Source organism: Mesorhizobium sp. P2_E7, from assembly GCF_056403855.1.
Window position 1 is genome coordinate 1,708,409 of record NZ_JBFUER010000001.1, and the last position, 16,413, is coordinate 1,724,821.

17 protein-coding genes are annotated in these 16,413 nt (G+C 62.4%); 9 read left to right on the forward strand and 8 right to left on the reverse strand.

Translation table 11 applies throughout. The features are described from left to right. Window positions 1–8 precede the first annotated feature (8 nt). The 3 genes from AC1DYC_RS08710 to AC1DYC_RS08720 all read right to left on the reverse strand — a co-directional run bounded on the left by AC1DYC_RS08710 (window position 9) and on the right by AC1DYC_RS08720 (window position 3,074). Window positions 9–1,307, reverse strand: coding sequence for a DUF4178 domain-containing protein (locus AC1DYC_RS08710; protein ID WP_477405474.1), 1,299 nt, complete (start codon window positions 1,305–1,307; stop codon window positions 9–11). After that, complete coding sequence (locus AC1DYC_RS08715; RefSeq protein ID WP_477405476.1) at window positions 1,307–1,984, reverse strand: DUF4178 domain-containing protein; 678 nt, start codon at window positions 1,982–1,984, stop codon at window positions 1,307–1,309. Before AC1DYC_RS08715 ends, AC1DYC_RS08710 begins: the two co-directional genes overlap by 1 nt. A 76-nt stretch (window positions 1,985–2,060) precedes the next feature. Beyond that, window positions 2,061–3,074, reverse strand: a complete 1,014-nt coding sequence (locus AC1DYC_RS08720; RefSeq protein WP_477405478.1) for an SPFH domain-containing protein — start codon at window positions 3,072–3,074, stop codon at window positions 2,061–2,063. Window positions 3,075–3,423: 349 nt separating this feature from the next. Between AC1DYC_RS08720 and AC1DYC_RS08725 the strand changes: the two genes are divergently transcribed. The 5 genes from AC1DYC_RS08725 to AC1DYC_RS08745 all read left to right on the forward strand — a co-directional run bounded on the left by AC1DYC_RS08725 (window position 3,424) and on the right by AC1DYC_RS08745 (window position 6,221). Beyond that, window positions 3,424–3,804, forward strand: coding sequence for a hypothetical protein (locus AC1DYC_RS08725; protein ID WP_477405480.1), 381 nt, complete (start codon window positions 3,424–3,426; stop codon window positions 3,802–3,804). Between the two features lie 73 nt (window positions 3,805–3,877). Then, window positions 3,878–4,309: a cupin domain-containing protein gene (locus AC1DYC_RS08730; RefSeq protein WP_477405482.1), complete on the forward strand. Its 432-nt coding sequence runs from the start codon at window positions 3,878–3,880 to the stop codon at window positions 4,307–4,309. A 92-nt stretch (window positions 4,310–4,401) separates the two neighbouring features. Then, the gene (locus tag AC1DYC_RS08735; RefSeq protein WP_477405484.1) at window positions 4,402–5,172 is read left to right on the forward strand and encodes a copper homeostasis protein CutC; all 771 of its coding nucleotides are present in this window, start codon (window positions 4,402–4,404) and stop codon (window positions 5,170–5,172) included. Then, window positions 5,172–5,666 (forward strand): GNAT family N-acetyltransferase, encoded by a 495-nt coding sequence (locus AC1DYC_RS08740; RefSeq protein ID WP_477405486.1) that lies wholly within the window; start codon window positions 5,172–5,174, stop codon window positions 5,664–5,666. Before AC1DYC_RS08735 ends, AC1DYC_RS08740 begins: the two co-directional genes overlap by 1 nt. Window positions 5,667–5,732: 66 nt before the next feature. Next, window positions 5,733–6,221 carry an SRPBCC family protein gene (locus AC1DYC_RS08745; protein WP_477405488.1) on the forward strand — a complete coding sequence of 163 codons (489 nt, stop codon included), beginning with the start codon at window positions 5,733–5,735 and terminating at the stop codon, window positions 6,219–6,221. Between the two features lie 115 nt (window positions 6,222–6,336). On the opposite strand, the gene AC1DYC_RS08750 is transcribed toward AC1DYC_RS08745, so the two are convergent. The 4 genes from AC1DYC_RS08750 to AC1DYC_RS08765 form a co-directional block, all read right to left on the reverse strand. Next, window positions 6,337–7,359 (reverse strand): acyltransferase family protein, encoded by a 1,023-nt coding sequence (locus AC1DYC_RS08750; RefSeq protein ID WP_477405490.1) that lies wholly within the window; start codon window positions 7,357–7,359, stop codon window positions 6,337–6,339. A 284-nt stretch (window positions 7,360–7,643) separates the two neighbouring features. Further along, on the reverse strand, window positions 7,644–8,441 hold the full coding sequence (locus AC1DYC_RS08755; protein WP_477405492.1) for an FAD binding domain-containing protein: 798 nt from the start codon (window positions 8,439–8,441) through the stop codon (window positions 7,644–7,646). A gap of 12 nt (window positions 8,442–8,453) precedes the next feature. After that, complete coding sequence (locus AC1DYC_RS08760) at window positions 8,454–10,805, reverse strand: xanthine dehydrogenase family protein molybdopterin-binding subunit (protein WP_477405494.1); 2,352 nt, start codon at window positions 10,803–10,805, stop codon at window positions 8,454–8,456. A gap of 114 nt (window positions 10,806–10,919) precedes the next feature. After that, on the reverse strand, window positions 10,920–11,420 hold the full coding sequence (locus tag AC1DYC_RS08765) for a (2Fe-2S)-binding protein (protein ID WP_477405496.1): 501 nt from the start codon (window positions 11,418–11,420) through the stop codon (window positions 10,920–10,922). Window positions 11,421–11,666: 246 nt separating this feature from the next. Here AC1DYC_RS08765 and AC1DYC_RS08770 point away from each other — a divergent pair, with 246 nt between their 5' ends. The 4 genes from AC1DYC_RS08770 to AC1DYC_RS08785 all read left to right on the forward strand — a co-directional run bounded on the left by AC1DYC_RS08770 (window position 11,667) and on the right by AC1DYC_RS08785 (window position 15,546). Continuing rightward, window positions 11,667–12,851: an FIST N-terminal domain-containing protein gene (locus tag AC1DYC_RS08770; RefSeq protein ID WP_477405498.1), complete on the forward strand. Its 1,185-nt coding sequence runs from the start codon at window positions 11,667–11,669 to the stop codon at window positions 12,849–12,851. A gap of 5 nt (window positions 12,852–12,856) precedes the next feature. Further along, complete coding sequence (locus AC1DYC_RS08775) at window positions 12,857–14,200, forward strand: ATP-binding response regulator (RefSeq protein WP_477405500.1); 1,344 nt, start codon at window positions 12,857–12,859, stop codon at window positions 14,198–14,200. A 26-nt stretch (window positions 14,201–14,226) separates the two neighbouring features. Then, complete coding sequence (locus AC1DYC_RS08780) at window positions 14,227–14,658, forward strand: hypothetical protein (RefSeq protein ID WP_477405502.1); 432 nt, start codon at window positions 14,227–14,229, stop codon at window positions 14,656–14,658. A gap of 507 nt (window positions 14,659–15,165) precedes the next feature. Further along, a complete protein-coding gene (locus AC1DYC_RS08785) occupies window positions 15,166–15,546 on the forward strand; it encodes a hypothetical protein (RefSeq protein WP_477405504.1) in 381 nt (126 codons plus the stop codon). A gap of 47 nt (window positions 15,547–15,593) precedes the next feature. Here AC1DYC_RS08785 and AC1DYC_RS08790 read toward each other — a convergent pair whose 3' ends face one another. Beyond that, entirely contained in the window at window positions 15,594–16,277 is a 684-nt protein-coding gene (locus tag AC1DYC_RS08790; RefSeq protein ID WP_023681717.1) for a response regulator, read from the reverse strand. Window positions 16,278–16,413 lie beyond the last annotated feature (136 nt).

Genomic DNA, 16,413 nt, shown 5'->3' on the forward strand with positions numbered 1-16,413 from the left:
CTCTCTTGTCACTCGGCAACTCCACCCTTTTCCCAGCGCGACTTCTCGAACATCGACCGTTTGATGAGGCCGAAGGCCGGCACGACCAGCAGCAGCGCCATGGCGATCAGGTAGTTCGACCAGACCGGCACGTCATGTCGGACCGAGATGACGACACGCTGCGCCGGTGACGACGGCTTGGAGAAGACGCCGGCATCGGGCTCGAGCAGCAATTGATATGTGCCTGGCGGAACCGGCGGAAGCAGCGAACTCGTGCTGTTGGCGCCCTCCTCCCAGGAGCCGTCGGAATCATAGCCACTGTAATGCTCCAGTGCCTGGAACACGGGATAGGCCCGGTTGGTGTCGGTGTTGACCAGCTCCATGTCGAGCTCAAGCCAATCATTGGTGAGGTACGAGATGGTCTCGATCTCGATATTGCCCTCCTTGTCCAGCCGGAACGCCCTGGAGGCCAGGGTCTTGCCCTTGTTGGCGGCGGACAGATCGTAGGTCTGCAAACTGACGAGCGCATTTGCCGACATCGCCAGCGAGACGATTTGCACCAGCGTAGCCACCGCGACTGCCGCGGCGATCACGGCGAGCGACTGCTTGTGCGGATTGACCTGGCTGACGCCGGCGGAGGAGGACGAAGGTACGGGGATCGGCAGCTTGAAGGCGGCGGCGACGACGCGCGCATCGAGATACTCGCCCTCGGAGACGATGATCTCCTCGTCGTTTTTCTCCACCATCAGCCGGTAGGGCGGCGCGATATAGTCGGTTACGGCGGTGACGTCGGAGGTCGATGCCCGCCAGAAGAATTCGCCGGCGACGTAGGTGGTGCGGGCAAGGCCCTTGCCGAAGAACTGGTAGCTGCGCCCATTCGCGTCGATCCACCCCTCGCGGCCTGCGCCCGGCACGTCGCGGCTCAGCATCTTCACCAGGGTCCAGTGGCCGTACTCCTCGGCCAGGAACCGATAGCCGTGATAGGGGTTGAACAGCAGGTATTCGGTCCACTGGAAGTCGCCGGGCCCGTCGCTGCGCCGCATATAACCGACGACTTCCCATTCGATATCCTTGAGGCGGGCGCGCGCGCCGATTGGAATCTCGGCGTCCTGCATCGCCGATCGCGCCGTCTGAATGATGCTCAGATTTTCGTCGGCGACGTCGATCAGGGACGAGCATTGGCTGCAGGTGGCGGTGATCGACTGGCCGACCGCACGCAGCGTGACCGGCCCACCGCAGTTCGGGCAGGCGAAGGTGCGCGGCTTGCCGGGCGTGCGCGGCGGCGGCGTCGGCTCGGCGGACGGCAGGATCGAAGGCTGGTCGCCCATCACCACCCCTCCAGCGGCCGCAGATTGCTGAAGCGGAAGGCATCCCACTCCAGATAGCGGCCGACATAGGCGTGAGCCTCGCGGCCATCATGGTCGAGCGTGGCGAACTCGCCCTGCCTGCCGATGCAGTCGATCGCGACCGTCCGGCGGCCCTTGGGCGCGGCAAAGGGCAGTTCGCCCTCCGACCCCAGGCAGGTCGCCAGCTTGATGTCGACCGCGCGCAGCGCGGTGCTGCCGAGCTGCACCGTAAAGCCGGGCCTGGCGTCGGAGGCATCGTTGCCGCTTGTCAGCAACGCGTGACAATGAACAAGCGTCGCCTCGACGTCGCGGGGCAAGGCTCCCTCCAGTTCAAAGCTGATGGAGAAGGACCCTTGTGCCTCACCGATCCAGCCGCGCCGGCCATCCGCCATCAGCAGGTGCCATTCGTTCCATAGCCCGTCGCGCCAGCCGATCTTCAGCCGTCCGATAAGGGTAAAGGACTGCCCGTCGAACTCGCCGCCGCTGCCCAGTTGCAACGGGCTCATGTCGTCCGGCAGGGTCGCCATCACGCCGATCGACTTCACCTCGACATCGGTGCGCACCACCATGGACTGGCAATGAGCGCAGACGGCATAGACCGATTGCGCCGAGCGGAAAGTTACATCCGCGCCGCAGGACGGGCAGTTGAACTTGCGCATGAAGACCCTGAGTTGGCGGTTGGATGCGCCGGACCCTCCGGCGCCAAGGCATGGGCAAACTGAGCCGGCTGCGGGCTCACTTGATCCGCGACAGCAGTTCGGCCTTCTTGGTGTCGAATTCCTGCTGCGTCAGGATTCCCTTGGCGAGCAAGCCACCGAGCTTTTCGAGAAGCTGGATCGGATCCTCGGGCGGCTGGGCCGGCGGCGCCGGGACCTGTTGCGCCGGAGCGGCGGCGTTGCCAAATCCCTGCCCCATGGCCTGGCCGATCGCCAGCCCTGCCCCCAGCCCGGCCCCCGCCCCCGCCAGGCCGCCCGGATTCTCGGCGGCGATCGGGATCGATTCGGCGGTCTGGAACTGGACATAGCGATTGAGGTCGCCCAGCATGTTCATCGAACTCACCTTGTCGAGGACGCGCTGGAGTTCCTCGGGCAGCGACAGGCTCTGAACGTAGAAGCTCTTGACCTCGATGCCGTAAGCCTGGAGCGCCGGGCCGATCGCCTCCGCCAGCTTCTGCGAGAAGACTTCCTGGTTGGCCGCCATGTCGATAAAGGCGACGCTGCTCTGGCCGAGCGTGGTGGCGATGGCCGTGAGGATGACACCGCGCAGCTGCCCTTCGATCATCTCGGAGGTGGAGCGCTCGGCCGTGCCGACCAGGCGCGACCAGAACATCTCGACATCGCCAACGGCATAGGAATAGTTGCCGAAGGCGCGCAGCCGGATCGGCCCATATTCCTTGTCGCGGACGGTCAGAGGCTGGGTGGTGCCCCATTTGCGGTCGATCTGGTCCTTGGTGTCGAAGAAATACACGTCCGACTTGAAGGGCGACTCGAAGAACTTTTCCCAGTTCTTCAGATAGGTCAGCACCGGCAGCGTCTGCGTCGTGAGCGTGTAGGTGCCTGGCCCGAAGACGTCGGCGATCTTGCCTTCATTGAAGAAGGCTGCCTTCTGCGTCTCGCGCACCACGAGCTGGGCGCCGTTCTGAATTTCCATGCCGGACATCGGGAAACGCGAAGCCAGCACGCCCGGCTCGTCGGCAGTCCACTGGATGACGTCGATAAATTGCTTGGAAATGAAGTCCAGAATGCCCATGCCGCTCACCCCCATTTCGACGAATCTAAACCCGGAGACAGCCTATCCGACCCAGCACAGCCGGCAAAGAAGGAAGACTAACCCGTCTCCAAACGCCACGACAACTACCTTTGGTACCGGTCGCCATGGTCGAACACAACCAGTTTATAGGATAGGACAGGCCCCGTCCCTATTCAATTGAGCGGCTGCTTTGTCGGCATCGCGGCGTATCGCCAAGGTCTGCCGATGGGATGGATCGCCTGCTTCCACAACAGGGAAGAGCACGACGCGCCGGGGTACTAGCTGCTAGCACCCTGCCCCGAGAACACCGCACTGGTAGGCCCTAAGCCTTTGTGCTTCGATTGCTTCGATGAGTGTTGGCAGCAAATCCCTGGGCATCCGTGCAACGCTCGTCCTGTGGGCGTTCCTGTCCGGCCTGCTGGCTCTGCAATGGCTTGTGGATCTCGGCATGGTCGGCTTTCCCGACGGGTACATAACGCCCTATGCCAGAGCGACGGGCACGCTGCTGCATGTCCTCGTCTGGGCATGCCTGGCGCAAAGCCTCTACTTCGCTTGCCGGGCCTTGTTCGGCAAACACTTCGAGGCTTCTCTCTTCCCGCAAATCCTGGTCGCGGTCGCACTGACTGTCGTCCCGGTGCTTGTCGTAAAACACTGCCCGCGGTCTCAGACATGCAGCAATATCTATGAGAAACTCACGAATACGATGATGGACGATGGCACGGGCGGATGAATTTATGTCTCCATCGACCGGTAACTGACGACAGGTGGCGCCGCGCGGCGTGACGGCAGAAATTGGAGGAACCATGCGAAAGATTCTGGCATCGGCACTGCTGCTCGCAGCAGCGTTGTCTGCAAACCCCGCTGCGGCGCTGGACAGTTCCAGTCCGCCGGTCGTCGTCACGTCGCTTGCCGATCGCACCCAGACGGCGTCCGGCCAGCCGATCGTGCTGCCGCAGAAAAATGTCCAGGTGCTGGTTTCGACCTATGACATTGCAGTGGGCGCCACGCTGCCGGTGCACAAGCACCCGTTTGCCCGCTACGCCTATGTCGAGGCCGGAACGCTCAAGGTGACGAATGTCGAGACCGGCAACAGCAGCACCTACAAGACAGGCGATTTCATCATCGAGATGATCGGCCAGTGGCACCAGGCCACCAACATCGGCGACGGCCCGGTCAAGCTGCTGGTCATCGACCAGGTCGAGCAGGGCGCCAAGAACACGATCCTGCGCCAATAGCTACGGCCGGGTTACCGGCTGGCCCAAGCAGCGATTGGCTGTTCCGCTTCCCCGGCAACCGAGCCGATGCTAGGGCTGGCCGTCTTTAAGTCATGAAGGATCGCCCCTTGGCCGGAAATGCTCGCCCCCTGATCGAAATCTGCGTCGAAGGCATCGACGGATTGCTGGCCGCGCAAGCCGCCGGCGCCGACCGGGTCGAGCTCTGCGCCAGCCTGGTCGAAGGCGGCATCACGCCGAGCCTCGGCACGGTGCGCGCCGCACTCGAAAGCGCGACTATTCCCTTCCACGTTATCGTGCGTCCGCGCGGCGGCGATTTTCTCTACAGCGATACCGAATACCGCTCGATGCTCGCCGATGTCGCAGCGCTGCGCGATCTCGGTGTTGCCGGCGTCGTCGTCGGCTGCCTCAACGCCGACGGCACCATTGACGAGACCCGCATGGGCGCACTGGTCGACGCCGCCGGTCCGCTCAACGTCACCTGCCACCGCGCCTTCGACATGACCCGCGACCCGGCGGAGGCGCTGGAAGCGCTGATCCGCTGCAAGGTCGGCCGCGTGCTGACCAGCGGCCAGAGGGACACCGCAGTGGAAGGCGCCGGCCTGTTGGCGGATCTCGTCCGCCAGGGGGGCCACCGCATCATCATCCTCGGCTGCGGCGCGCTCGACCCCAACAACATCGCCGGGGTGCTGGCAGCCACCGGGCTGACGGAAATGCATTTCGCCGCGCTCAAGGACGTGCCGAGCACTATGACCTACCGCAACCCGCAAGTCGGCATGGGCGGCACCGATCTCGACCGCGAGTACCGTGTCACCGTCACCGACGGAGCACTGGTGGCGGCGACGATTGCGGCGGCCAGGGCTTGATGACCGCGCCCTCACCGATCAGCCGCGTCTCGGCAGCGGACGAAGCTGCCATCCTCGCCCTCAACAATGAGCATGCGGCTGAGCTGTCATGGCTCGAACCCGAGCGGCTGTCCTTCCTGCTCGGCGAAGCGTTTTATGCCCGCTGCATCGGTTCCCTCGAAGCCTTCATCATGACCTTCGACCAGGATGCGGACTATGACAGCCCGAATTTCCTCTGGTTCCGCGAACGCTATCCACGCTTCGTCTATGTCGACCGTGTCGTTGTCGCCGGTCAGGCGCGCGGCCGCGGCCATGCCCGCCGGCTCTATGAGGAACTGTTTGTGGAGGCCGCCCGCGCGGGCCACAGCATCGTCACCTGCGAGGTCAACGCCGACCCGCCAAACCCCGCTTCGGACGCATTCCACGCCGCGCTTGGCTTTGCCGAGGTCGGCGACGCCGTAATCCATGGCGGCAAGAAGGCGGTGCGCTACTACCTCAGGCAGATCAACGGCTGACGCTACTGGTGCCACAAACAAGCCCGGACTAATGTAGCCGCTTCCGCCAGCCGGGGGCGAAACACCATGCCAAGCAACGTCTTCCGCTTCGACGAAAGCTGGGACATTCCCGAAGCGACGCCGCAACAGGTCTGGGACGTGCTCTCCGATGCCGAATTGCTGCCGCTGTGGTGGGGCGATGTCTACAAGGAGGTCGTGCCGCTCGACCGCAAAGGCAAGGGCGTCGTCGGCTCGCGGGCCAAAGCCCGGGCACGCGGCGCCCTGCCCTATGAATTGAACTTCATCGTCGAGGCGGCCGAACTCGAGCCAGGGCGGCTGGTGGTGGTCAAGACGTTCGGCGATTTCGACGGGCTGTGGCGGGCGGAACTGTCGCCCTCGGGATCGGGAACCCACGTCAAGCTGACCTGGCAGGTCACGGTGCTGCGGCCGATCCTGAAGCTGCTGGCGCCATTGCTAAGGCCGGCCTTTGCCTGGAACCATCGCTGGACCACGCCGCGCGGCGAAGCCGGCCTGCGCCGCTATCTCGCGGCGCAGAAGAAGGGCGCAGCGGTCTGATCCCGCCCGCGATTACTGGAACAGCGCCAAGGCGCTGCTGAGCGTTATCCAGAAGCCCCATACGGAATGCCGACCAGGAGGCATACCAAGCACGAGAAAGCCGGCGCCGCAGAACTCACCAATTGCGGTTCAGCCATGCGCGTGCGGGCTTCTCGACCAGATAGTAGCTACACAGCGCACAGGCAAAGACTGCCGCCAGCATCGGGATCGGCGCGCTGCCCTGCTCGGCGACGAATTTGTAGAAGGGCTGTTGCCAGAGATAGAGCGAGTACGACCACAGGCCGATCATCACCATCGGCCTCGACGACAAGAAGCCGCTCAGGTGCCAGCTGCTGGTGTCCAGCGTGTTGACGGCCAGCGCCAGCAACGGCACCGCCAGGAGATAGTGGATCGGCGTCGGCACCGGATCGACGAACAGCAGGACGGCGACCACCGCCGACACCAGGCTCACATAGGGCCCTTTCAGCAAGGATGGCAGCCGGCCGTCATGCTTGAGCAGGCAGATCGAGGCCGACAGCAGGATCGACGCGATGTGCACATCGGTGCGCCAATAGCTGTGTTCATAGTCCATGCCGAGCACCCAGTATGAAATCGCGCCATTGGCCATTGCCAGCAGCGAGAGCGTCACCAGCAGCCGCACGACATTGGCCCGCCCCGTCACCACCACGCTGATCAGCGCCAGGATGATGTAGGCATGCTCTTCGACACAGAGCGACCAGATATGGTCGAGCGCGCCGGCGCGGGTAATCAGAATGCCGGCATAGTTGTAGGTGAAGGTCAGCGCCGTCAGCGCCGCCTTCCATTTGAAGGCGATGAAGGTTGCGGAAAGCCCGATCATGGCGGCGACCACGAACACCAGCAGCGCCGGATAGATGCGCGAGAAGCGGCGCTTGAAGAATTTCTTCAGCGGAAATCTCTCGATGAACAGGATCTCGCCCATCAGCCGGCCGCTGAGCACGAAGAAGAACTCGACGCCGAGCACGCCGAGATTGATCCCGGGAACGGGGAAAAAATGGCCGATCAGCACCAGTGCGATCGACAGCCCACGCCAGCCGTCGAGATAGGCCAGCCTGGTTCTTGCGGTTTGATCGGCCGCCGCCCGCGGCAAGGCAACGGACGCTGCGGAAATGTCGGTCATGCCGATCCTCTACGACGCAAAATCCCGGCGCAGCTCATATCACTGCGCTCAGAATCCACCCCGTGCTCCGCCTGACTGTATATTGCAGTGCAATATCACTTTGTGCAAGTGCGAGAATGGGGCCGGAGCAGTCCCTGGGAAGCATGCGTCTGTTCTTGCACGGGAATTACCTGGAGCAACGGATCCGCGCGCTACGGCGAACTCGCGAGAACTGGGCAGGTACAGCGAGCCTTCCACGAAAAAGGGGCCGCAAGGGCCCCTTTCCTTGTCAGTAATGGACAGTGTCAGGCATTGGCCGCGGCCACAGCGCGTTTTGCCATCACCGCGATCAGATTGGCGCGGTATTCGGCCGAAGCGTGGAGGTCGGTCATCAGATTCTTCGCCGGCACTTTCACGCCGTCGAGCGCCGATGCGGCGAAGTTTTTTGCCAGTGCCGCCTCGATCTCCTTCGAGCGGAACACGCCGTCATCGCCGGCGCCGGTGACGGCCACGCTGACCCCGTCCTTGCCCTTGGCCACGAACACCCCGACGATCGCATAGCGCGAGGCCGGATTGCGGAATTTTTCGTAGGCTGCCTTGGCCGGCGCGGTAAAACTCACCGCGGTGATGATCTCGCCGTCTTTCAGCGCCGTCTCGAACAGGCCGGTGAAGAATTTGGCGGCCGCAATCTCGCGCTTGTTGGTGACGATGGTGGCGCCGAGCGCCAGCAGCGCTGCCGGATAATCGGCGGCCGGGTCGTTGTTGGCGACCGAACCGCCGATCGTGCCCTTGTGGCGCACCGCCGGATCGCCGATCAGCGACGCCAGATGCGCCAGCGCCGGGCAGGCCTTTCTCAGCTTCTCGTCATTGGCGACGTCGTAATGGGTGGTGGCCGCACCGATGGTGACGGTCTTGCCCGACACCTTGACGCCTTGCAGATCCTTGATCCGCGACAGGTCGACCAGGTCGGAAGGGGCGGCAAGCCGCGTCTTCATCGCCGGGATCAGCGTCATGCCGCCCGACAAAAGCTTGGCGTCGCCGCTCTTCACCAGCTTGGCGGCGTCAGTGACCGAGGCGGCGCGATGATAATTGACCGAATACATCTTCGTTCCTCCTCAGTGCTTCTTTGCCGCGCGGATCGCTGCCCAGACCGTTGACGGCGAGGCCGGCATGGCAATGTCGACAATGCCGATGGCGTCGGTGATGGCGTTGATGACCGCTGGCGGCGAGCCGATGGCGCCGGCCTCGCCACAACCCTTGATCCCCAACGGATTGCTCGGGCACGGGGTGTTCGAGGTCGAAACCTTGAACGACGGCAGATCGCCCGCGCGGGGCATCGTATAATCCATGTAGCTCGCCGTCAGCAGCTGTCCGCTGGCGTCATAGTGAGCGCCCTCCAGCAGCGCCTGGCCGATTCCCTGGGCGATGCCGCCATGCACCTGGCCCTCGACGATCATCGGGTTGATGATGTTGCCGAAATCGTCCGCGGCGACGAACTGGATGATCTCGGTCGTGCCGGTTTCCGGATCGATCTCGACCTCGCAGATGTAGCAGCCGGCCGGGAAGGTGAAGTTCGCCGGATCGTAGAAGGCCGTTTCCTTCAAGCCGGGCTCCATGCCGGCCGGCAGATTGTGCGCGGTGTAGGCGGCAAGCGCCACCTGGAACCAGGGCAGGCTCTTGTCGGTGCCGGCAACCTTGACCTCGCCATTTTCGATGACGATGTCGCCCTCGTCGGCCTCGAGCAGGTGGGCGGCGATTTTCTTGGCCTTGGCCTCGACCTTGTCGAGCGCCTTGGCGATTGCCGACATTCCGACGGCGCCCGAGCGCGAGCCGTAGGTGCCCATGCCCATCTGCACCTTGTCGGTGTCGCCATGGACGATCGAGACCGAGTCGATCGGCACCCCGAAACGCTGGTTGACCAGTTGCGCGAACGTCGTCTCATGGCCCTGGCCGTGGCTGTGCGAGCCGGTCAGCACCTCGATCGTGCCGACGGCGTTGACCCGGACTTCGGCCGATTCCCACAGGCCGACGCCGGCGCCGAGCGAGCCGACCGCCGCCGACGGCGCAATGCCGCAGGCCTCGATGTAGCAGCTCATGCCGATGCCGCGCAGCATGCCCTGCTTGGCGGCGGCCGCCTTGCGCTTGGCAAAGCCGGCATAGTCGGACGCTTTCGTCGCCGCATCGAGCGAAGCGCCATAGTCGCCGGCGTCATAGTTCATGATGACCGGCGTCTGATGCGGGAAGGTGGTGATGAAGTTGGTGCGTCGAAGCTCCGCCGGCGACACGCCGAGTTCACGCGCGGCCGTCTCCATGGTGCGTTCCAGCAGGTAGGTCGCCTCCGGCCGCCCTGCCCCGCGATAGGCATCGACCGGTGCGGTGTTGGTGTAGACGGTGCGCACATTGGCGTGGATCGTCGGGATGTTGTACTGGCCCGACAGCAGCGTCGCGTAGAGATAGGTCGGCACGCAGGACGAGAACAGCGACATGTAGGCGCCGAGGTTGGCGATGGTGTCGACCTTGAAACCGGTGATCTTGTTGTTCTTGTCGAACGCCATTTCCACGGTCGAGACATGGTCGCGGCCATGCGCATCGGTAAGGAAGCTTTCGGTGCGGTCGGCGACCCATTTGACCGGCACGCCGGTTTTCTTCGACGCCCACAGGCAGACGATCTCTTCGGGGTAAATGTAGATCTTCGAGCCGAAGCCGCCGCCGACATCGGGCGCAATGACGCGCAATTTGTTTTCCGGCGCGACATTGTAGAAGGCGCTCATCACCAGCCGCGCCACATGCGGGTTCTGCGACGTCGTCCAGCAGGTAAAATGATCCTCGGCCTTGTCGTAATGGCCAAGCGCCGCGCGCGGCTCCATGGCGTTGGGCACCAGCCGGTTGTTGACGATCTTCATGCGGGTGACGTGGGCGGCCGCCTTGATCGCCGCGTCGGTCGCCTTGGCGTCGCCGATCTCCCAGTCGAAGATCAGATTGTCCTCGGCCTCGGCATGGACCTGCGGCGCACCCTTTTGCAGCGCCTTGGTGGCATCGACCACCGCCTTCAGTTCCTTGTAGGTGATCTCGACGGCCTCTGCCGCGTCGCGCGCCTGACCCTTGGTTTCGGCCACCACGATGACGATGGCGTCGCCCACATAGCGCACCTTGTCGACGGCGAGCGGCGACCATGCCCCCATCTTCATTGGCGAGCCGTTCTTGGAATGGATCATCCAGCCGCAGATCAGGTTGCCGATGCCGTCGGCCTTGAGTTCCTTGCCGGTCAAGACGCCGATGACGCCGGGCATGCCTTGAGCCTTCTTGACGTCGATCTTCTTGATCTGCGCATGCGCGTGCGGGCTGCGCACGAAAGCGGCATGCTTCATGCCGGGAACCACCATGTCGTCGACATAACGGCCGGCGCCGGTAATGAACCTTTTGTCTTCCTTGCGCACGACCCGAGCGCCGATGCCTTCAATACCCATAGGAAATTCCTCCGGAATTTAGGGGAATAGGCAGTAGGGAGTAGACATTAGAAAAGGGGCTCGCGGTTCCGTTTGGCCGGTTTGCCCTACGCTCTATTGCCTACTGCCTACTCCCTAAGCTGCCTGTTTCGCCTTGCCCTTGGACACCTTCGCCATCGTCTTCGATGCGGCGAGGATCGCCTTGACGATGTTGTGGTAGCCGGTGCAGCGGCAGATGTTGCCTTCGAGCTCGGTGCGCACCGTCGCCTCGTCGAGGCCTTCGGGATGGCGCGCGATCATGTCGGTCGCGGTCATGATCATGCCCGGCGTGCAGAAGCCGCATTGCAGGCCGTGATGTTCCTTGAACGCGGCTTGCACCGGATGCAGGTCGGCGCCGTTGGCGAGCCCTTCGATCGTCACCACGATCGACCCGGAGGCCTGCACGGCCAGCATCGAACAGGACTTCACCGCCCTGCCGTCGACATGCACGACGCAGGCGCCGCATTGCGAAGTGTCGCAACCGACATGCGTTCCGGTGAGACCAAGATTTTCACGCAGGAAATGAACCAGAAGCGTTCGGTCCTCGGCAGCGCCAGTGACCCGTTTTCCGTTCACGACAAACGAAACGTCCGACATGCATCCTCCCTGGGTATTACCTCGGTAATCATGCTGCCGATGCGGCTTTGGCGCTCGGCCATGCGCTATTCGTACACCGCACAACGCGCAAAAAACACACGGCGCTCATTGTACTTTCGGTCATGGAGAAAGCGAAAATCATGGGCCTGTCGGCCCCATTGCCAAAGTGCGGATTGAAGGCAACAATGTCATCGACGCCGGCGCCAAGAGACATAAAAACAAGCGCGCAAAAAATGCGTCGGAGGAATGCGGAGAAAGCTGCTGGCCAGTTCACGGACGAGCTATGCATCCGGTCTGTCGGCGCTCACCACAGACGAGCCTGACATGGATGCGTTCGCCCAGGCGGTCGCCGCCGAAGCCTCTGCCATCAACGCCGGCTTTGCGCTGCTGTTCTTCTCGCAGAGCCTGGTCGACGCCAGCGCGCTGTCGCAAGCGCTGAAGACCCATGCGCCGGGGCTGGCCTATGCCGCCTGCTCGACTGCCGGCGAGATCACCCCGCAGGGCCTGGAGGAAGGCCATGTGCTGGCCCTTCTGCTTCCTTCCGCGTCGTTTTGCGCGGTCAGCACCATGGTCGACAATCTCTCCTCGTCGGGCATGGACAGGATCACCGGTGAAGTCGAGGCTTTGCGGCGGCTGCTGCGCGGGCGCATCGGCAGTTGCCATTCCAACAGCACCTTTGCGCTCTGCTTCATCGACGGCCTGTCGTTTGCCGAGGAAGCGGTGACCTCGGCCATCCATTGGGGGCTGGACGACATCCCGCTGATCGGCGGTTCGGCGGGCGACGATTTGAAATTCGAAACCACCAGGCTGATCTCAAACGGCAAGGTGGCTTCCGACAGCGCCATCATCGTGCTTATATCAACCGAAGTTCCCTTCCACGTCTTCAAGACCGACAATTTCGTCCCCACCGACGAGAAGCTGGTGGTGACGGCATCCGATCCCGACCATCGCACTGTGCGCGAATTCAACGCCACCAATGCGGCTGAGGAATATGCCGCTTCGGTCGGCATCGTCGCGCAGAACCTGACGCCGCTGAGCTTCGCCTCGCACCCGGTGGTGGTGAAGGTGGGTGGCGAATATTACTGTCGCTCGATCCAGAAGATGCATCCCGACGGCTCGCTGTCGTTCTTCTGCGCCATCGACGACGGCGTCGTGCTGTCCATCGCCCAGCCCAAGGACATGGTGGAATCGACGCGCGCCGCCCTGCGCGACGTCGAGGAGCGGCTCGGCGGCATCGACATGATCCTCGGCTTCGATTGTGTGCTGCGAAGGCTCGATGCGCGCAACCGCCAGGTCTTCCGCGACATCTCCGAACTCTACCGGGTCAACAACGTCATCGGTTTCGGCACCTATGGCGAACAGTACCGCTCGATGCACCTCAACCAGACTTTCACCGGCATCGCTTTCGGCGACCGCCAGGCGGCGGAATAGGTTCCATGCCGCTCAGGGATATCGACGACATCGACCGGCTGAAGAAGATCAACGCCGCTCTGGTCAGCCGCGTCGAGCGCTCGATGGACCAGCAGGGCAATGCCTTCTCGCTGTTCCAGACTGCGATTTCGCTCGAGAATCGAGTGCGCATCCGCACCGAGGAACTGCATTCGACCCTGCGCCGGCTGGAACAGTCGAACATCGACCTCAGTGCCGCCAAGGAAAACGCCGAACTGGCGAACCTGTCCAAGACCCGGTTCCTGGCCGCCGCCAGCCATGACGTGCTGCAGCCGCTGAACGCCGCCCATCTCTCCGTCTCGGCGCTGGCCGAAGTGCAAACCAGCGACGAGGGCAAGAAACTCGTCCGCCAGGTCGAGCGCTCGCTGGAGACGATGGAAGACCTGCTGCGCACGCTGCTCGACATTTCCAAGCTCGATGCCGGCGTGGTCCTGCCCGACATTGGCGACGTCAATTTGGAGACGCTGTTTTCCTCGCTACGCTCGGATTTCCAGCCGGTTGCCAAGCTGAAGGGGCTGACACTGAAATTCCGCCCGGTCAGCGCCGTGGTGCGTTCGGACCGCACACTTTTGCGCCGCATCCTGCAGAACATCCTGTCCAATGCGCTGCGCTACACCCGCTCCGGCGGCGTGCTGGTTGGCACCAGGCACCGCGGCGACACCATCCGCATCGATGTCGCCGACACCGGCTGCGGCATTCCCGACGACCAGCGCGAAGCGGTGTTCGAGGAATTCCATCGCGGCTCCACCTTTCCGGCCGATACCGGGATCTCCGGCGGCGGGCTGGGACTGGGCCTTGCCATCGTGCGGCGCATGGCCGCCGCGCTCGGCCATCCCGTGACGTTCTCCTCGAAGGTCGGACGCGGCACGATCTTCCACATCGATGTGCCGGTCGGCATCGGCGCCAGCGCCGACGCCATCGCCAGCCTTGCCGAGATGGAGCGTCCGCGCGGCTACGGCCTGTTCGGCACCAAGGTGCTTCTGGTCGAAAACGACGCCGACGTGCTGCAGGCGATGACCTTCCTGCTCGAGCGCTGGCAGTGCCTGGTGCGCGCCGCGACCTCGACCGAGGATGCAATCAGCCTGCTCGGCGACACCGATTGGGTGCCCGACATCGTCATTGCCGACCAGCATCTCGACGACGGCGACCTCGGCACCGCCACCATCGCTGAAGTCCGCGACTATCTCGGCCGCGCCGTACCGGCGCTGATCGTCACCGCCGACGCCTCCGAAGCCGTCGCCAAGGCCGCCCGCTCCGCAGGCATCGAGCTGATGCGCAAGCCGCTGAAACCGGCGCAGCTAAGGGCGCTGCTGGCGCATTTGCTGGCTTGAAACAGGTTGTGCGGTAGGTAGAACCGATGGCTAATAATATTCTTGGCTACCTGGGAAAGCCGGCATCATCGCTCCTGGCGTCATCACCCTTCATGTCCTGGAAGTTTAAAAAAACGATCGATGATGACCTGCCGGAAATCCGCATAAACTATGTGTCTAAGCGCAATAATTTTTCCATCACCTCCGATATCGACGACAAGATAGACTGCATATTCATAGAAGCCGACAATCTGGATCGGGACCTCTGGGACATTCCCTTCTCATCCAGTCGCAACGGCGTGCTGAGCAGTTTTGGCACGCCCTCAAAAAGCGGCGCCGCACGGACAGATCCCATCTTGGGTGAATACGGCCCTTGGGACCGATTTGACGAGGCGGATCATTCAATACACATCGAATATCAGCCTCATGCAGATCGGATAAGGAGGGTGACGCTGATGCGCGCCGACGCGGTGCCGTGAGCGAGATGGCGGGCAACAGGCTGGCGATCATAGACGGGGTTGACTTGAGGCTTGACGAAGCAGGACGTTGGTACGTCTCATGGTCAAACGGCAGGGCCTATCTCAGTGAGCCCAAAGATTTTTCAGGGTCTGGCCCCTTCTGGAGCGCCCGCTTCCAGAGGTCAGACCGTTGCTCGATGAGCTTGCGAAAAGCGCCGGTTCGATCGACAGATTCCCAGCCTGGAAAGTCGTCGCCGCAGCTTTCGAGTCGGGATCCAGGGGGTGGACAGAATTTGCCGTGGCATGGCTTCCGTTTCTCGACGAAGTGGAAATCGGAATGCTGAAGAGCTCGCTCGTTGCCATCAGAGACTCGAAATGGGCGAGTCAGAAAAGCAGACAGATAGCCCGGAAATTCGCGAGGTAGTGCCGATCTACCCCAAGGGCTCGGGCAAGTGAGGAAATAGTGCGCTGCCACCGGAATTCATCGCAACGGTGCTGCACTATCACGGCAATCTTGGATTAAATAAAATGGCAGCCAGATCAAGAGCTCATCGAATTCTGTCGAAATTGAAAAATTACAAAACTGTTCCACAGGATGTGTTCGAAAACTCCGAAGAAGCATCTGAAATTGGCCGGCTTATTGGAACATACCTCGGCGACAAGCCCAACGGCCCTATTTATTTCTACGAGAGTGGAATCGAATATGACCACTTGGGAAAAAAGATCATACTATATCGAGATCTTGGGCTCGTATCCACTCCAGATGGAAAGGATAGCAAATACCTAAACGTACATCTTAAGGACGGCTCGATAGTCAATTTGTTTCCGAACGGCGTTTCAGATCTTTTGGCGATGACCAGGTACTTTATGAGAGTTAGAGAGGATGCGGAAAGCGGCCTGAAGTTCTAACCTGGGCGCCAAGAATTACGGCCAACAGGGTACTCTTGAGCCACCCCTCAAAACCCCGCCTGATCCCTGAACAGCTCCGCATTGTCGAGCTTCGACACCTCGATCACCGCTTGCGTCCGGCTATACACATTGAGCTTGCGCAGGATCTCCGAGACATGCGCCTTCACCGTGGTCTCGCCGACCTGCAACTCGTAGGCGATCTGCTTGTTGAGCAGGCCCTGGCGCAGCATCTGCAGCACGCGCAATTGCTGCGGCGTCAGTTTCGCCAGCCGCTGCACCATGTCGGCGCGATCTGTGCTGTCAGCGTCCGGCGGCTGTCCCTCATAGTTTTCCGGCACATAGATCGCGCCCTCCATCACCGAGCGGATGGCGGCAGCGAGATCGCTTTTGCGCGCCGATTTCGGGATGAAGCCGGCAGCGCCATAGGACAGCGCCTCGGAGATGATCTTCGGTTCCTCATAGCCCGAGACGACAACCACCGGCAGCCGCGGATGTCGGGTCCTGAGCTGCAGCAGCCCGTCAAAGCCATGGACATCGGGCATGTTGAGATCGAGTAGCGCCAGATCGAACGGTTTTATCCCGCCCAGAAGATCGAGCGCCTCGGCGATCGAGCGCGCCTCCACAGTGTCGACTTCCGGGTAGGCCATCTGCACGGCGCTGTGCAGCGCCTCGCGAAACAGCGGATGGTCGTCGATGATCAGAAACCGGGCGCGATCGTTGATTGCTGTCATGGGGCTCGTTTCAGTCCTCCCTGGGCACGATACTCCCGCTGGTATGGCCAGCTTATTGGCAAATAGTCTATCGCCATCTTAATCAAGCAAGCGGCGCCGACGCTTTCGCGACGCTCATGCCTTGCCCGGCCGTCCA

Coding starts and splice junctions, on each gene's coding strand:
- AC1DYC_RS08710 (WP_477405474.1), bottom strand. CDS start 1,307: ATGGGCGACCAGCCTTCGATCCTGCCGTCCGCCGAGCCGACGCCGCCG.
- AC1DYC_RS08715 (WP_477405476.1), bottom strand. CDS start 1,984: ATGCGCAAGTTCAACTGCCCGTCCTGCGGCGCGGATGTAACTTTCCGC.
- AC1DYC_RS08720 (WP_477405478.1), bottom strand. CDS start 3,074: ATGGGCATTCTGGACTTCATTTCCAAGCAATTTATCGACGTCATCCAG.
- AC1DYC_RS08725 (WP_477405480.1), top strand. CDS start 3,424: ATGAGTGTTGGCAGCAAATCCCTGGGCATCCGTGCAACGCTCGTCCTG.
- AC1DYC_RS08730 (WP_477405482.1), top strand. CDS start 3,878: ATGCGAAAGATTCTGGCATCGGCACTGCTGCTCGCAGCAGCGTTGTCT.
- AC1DYC_RS08735 (WP_477405484.1), top strand. CDS start 4,402: ATGAAGGATCGCCCCTTGGCCGGAAATGCTCGCCCCCTGATCGAAATC.
- AC1DYC_RS08740 (WP_477405486.1), top strand. CDS start 5,172: ATGACCGCGCCCTCACCGATCAGCCGCGTCTCGGCAGCGGACGAAGCT.
- AC1DYC_RS08745 (WP_477405488.1), top strand. CDS start 5,733: ATGCCAAGCAACGTCTTCCGCTTCGACGAAAGCTGGGACATTCCCGAA.
- AC1DYC_RS08750 (WP_477405490.1), bottom strand. CDS start 7,359: ATGACCGACATTTCCGCAGCGTCCGTTGCCTTGCCGCGGGCGGCGGCC.
- AC1DYC_RS08755 (WP_477405492.1), bottom strand. CDS start 8,441: ATGTATTCGGTCAATTATCATCGCGCCGCCTCGGTCACTGACGCCGCC.
- AC1DYC_RS08760 (WP_477405494.1), bottom strand. CDS start 10,805: ATGGGTATTGAAGGCATCGGCGCTCGGGTCGTGCGCAAGGAAGACAAA.
- AC1DYC_RS08765 (WP_477405496.1), bottom strand. CDS start 11,420: ATGTCGGACGTTTCGTTTGTCGTGAACGGAAAACGGGTCACTGGCGCT.
- AC1DYC_RS08770 (WP_477405498.1), top strand. CDS start 11,667: ATGCGGAGAAAGCTGCTGGCCAGTTCACGGACGAGCTATGCATCCGGT.
- AC1DYC_RS08775 (WP_477405500.1), top strand. CDS start 12,857: ATGCCGCTCAGGGATATCGACGACATCGACCGGCTGAAGAAGATCAAC.
- AC1DYC_RS08780 (WP_477405502.1), top strand. CDS start 14,227: ATGGCTAATAATATTCTTGGCTACCTGGGAAAGCCGGCATCATCGCTC.
- AC1DYC_RS08785 (WP_477405504.1), top strand. CDS start 15,166: ATGGCAGCCAGATCAAGAGCTCATCGAATTCTGTCGAAATTGAAAAAT.
- AC1DYC_RS08790 (WP_023681717.1), bottom strand. CDS start 16,277: ATGACAGCAATCAACGATCGCGCCCGGTTTCTGATCATCGACGACCAT.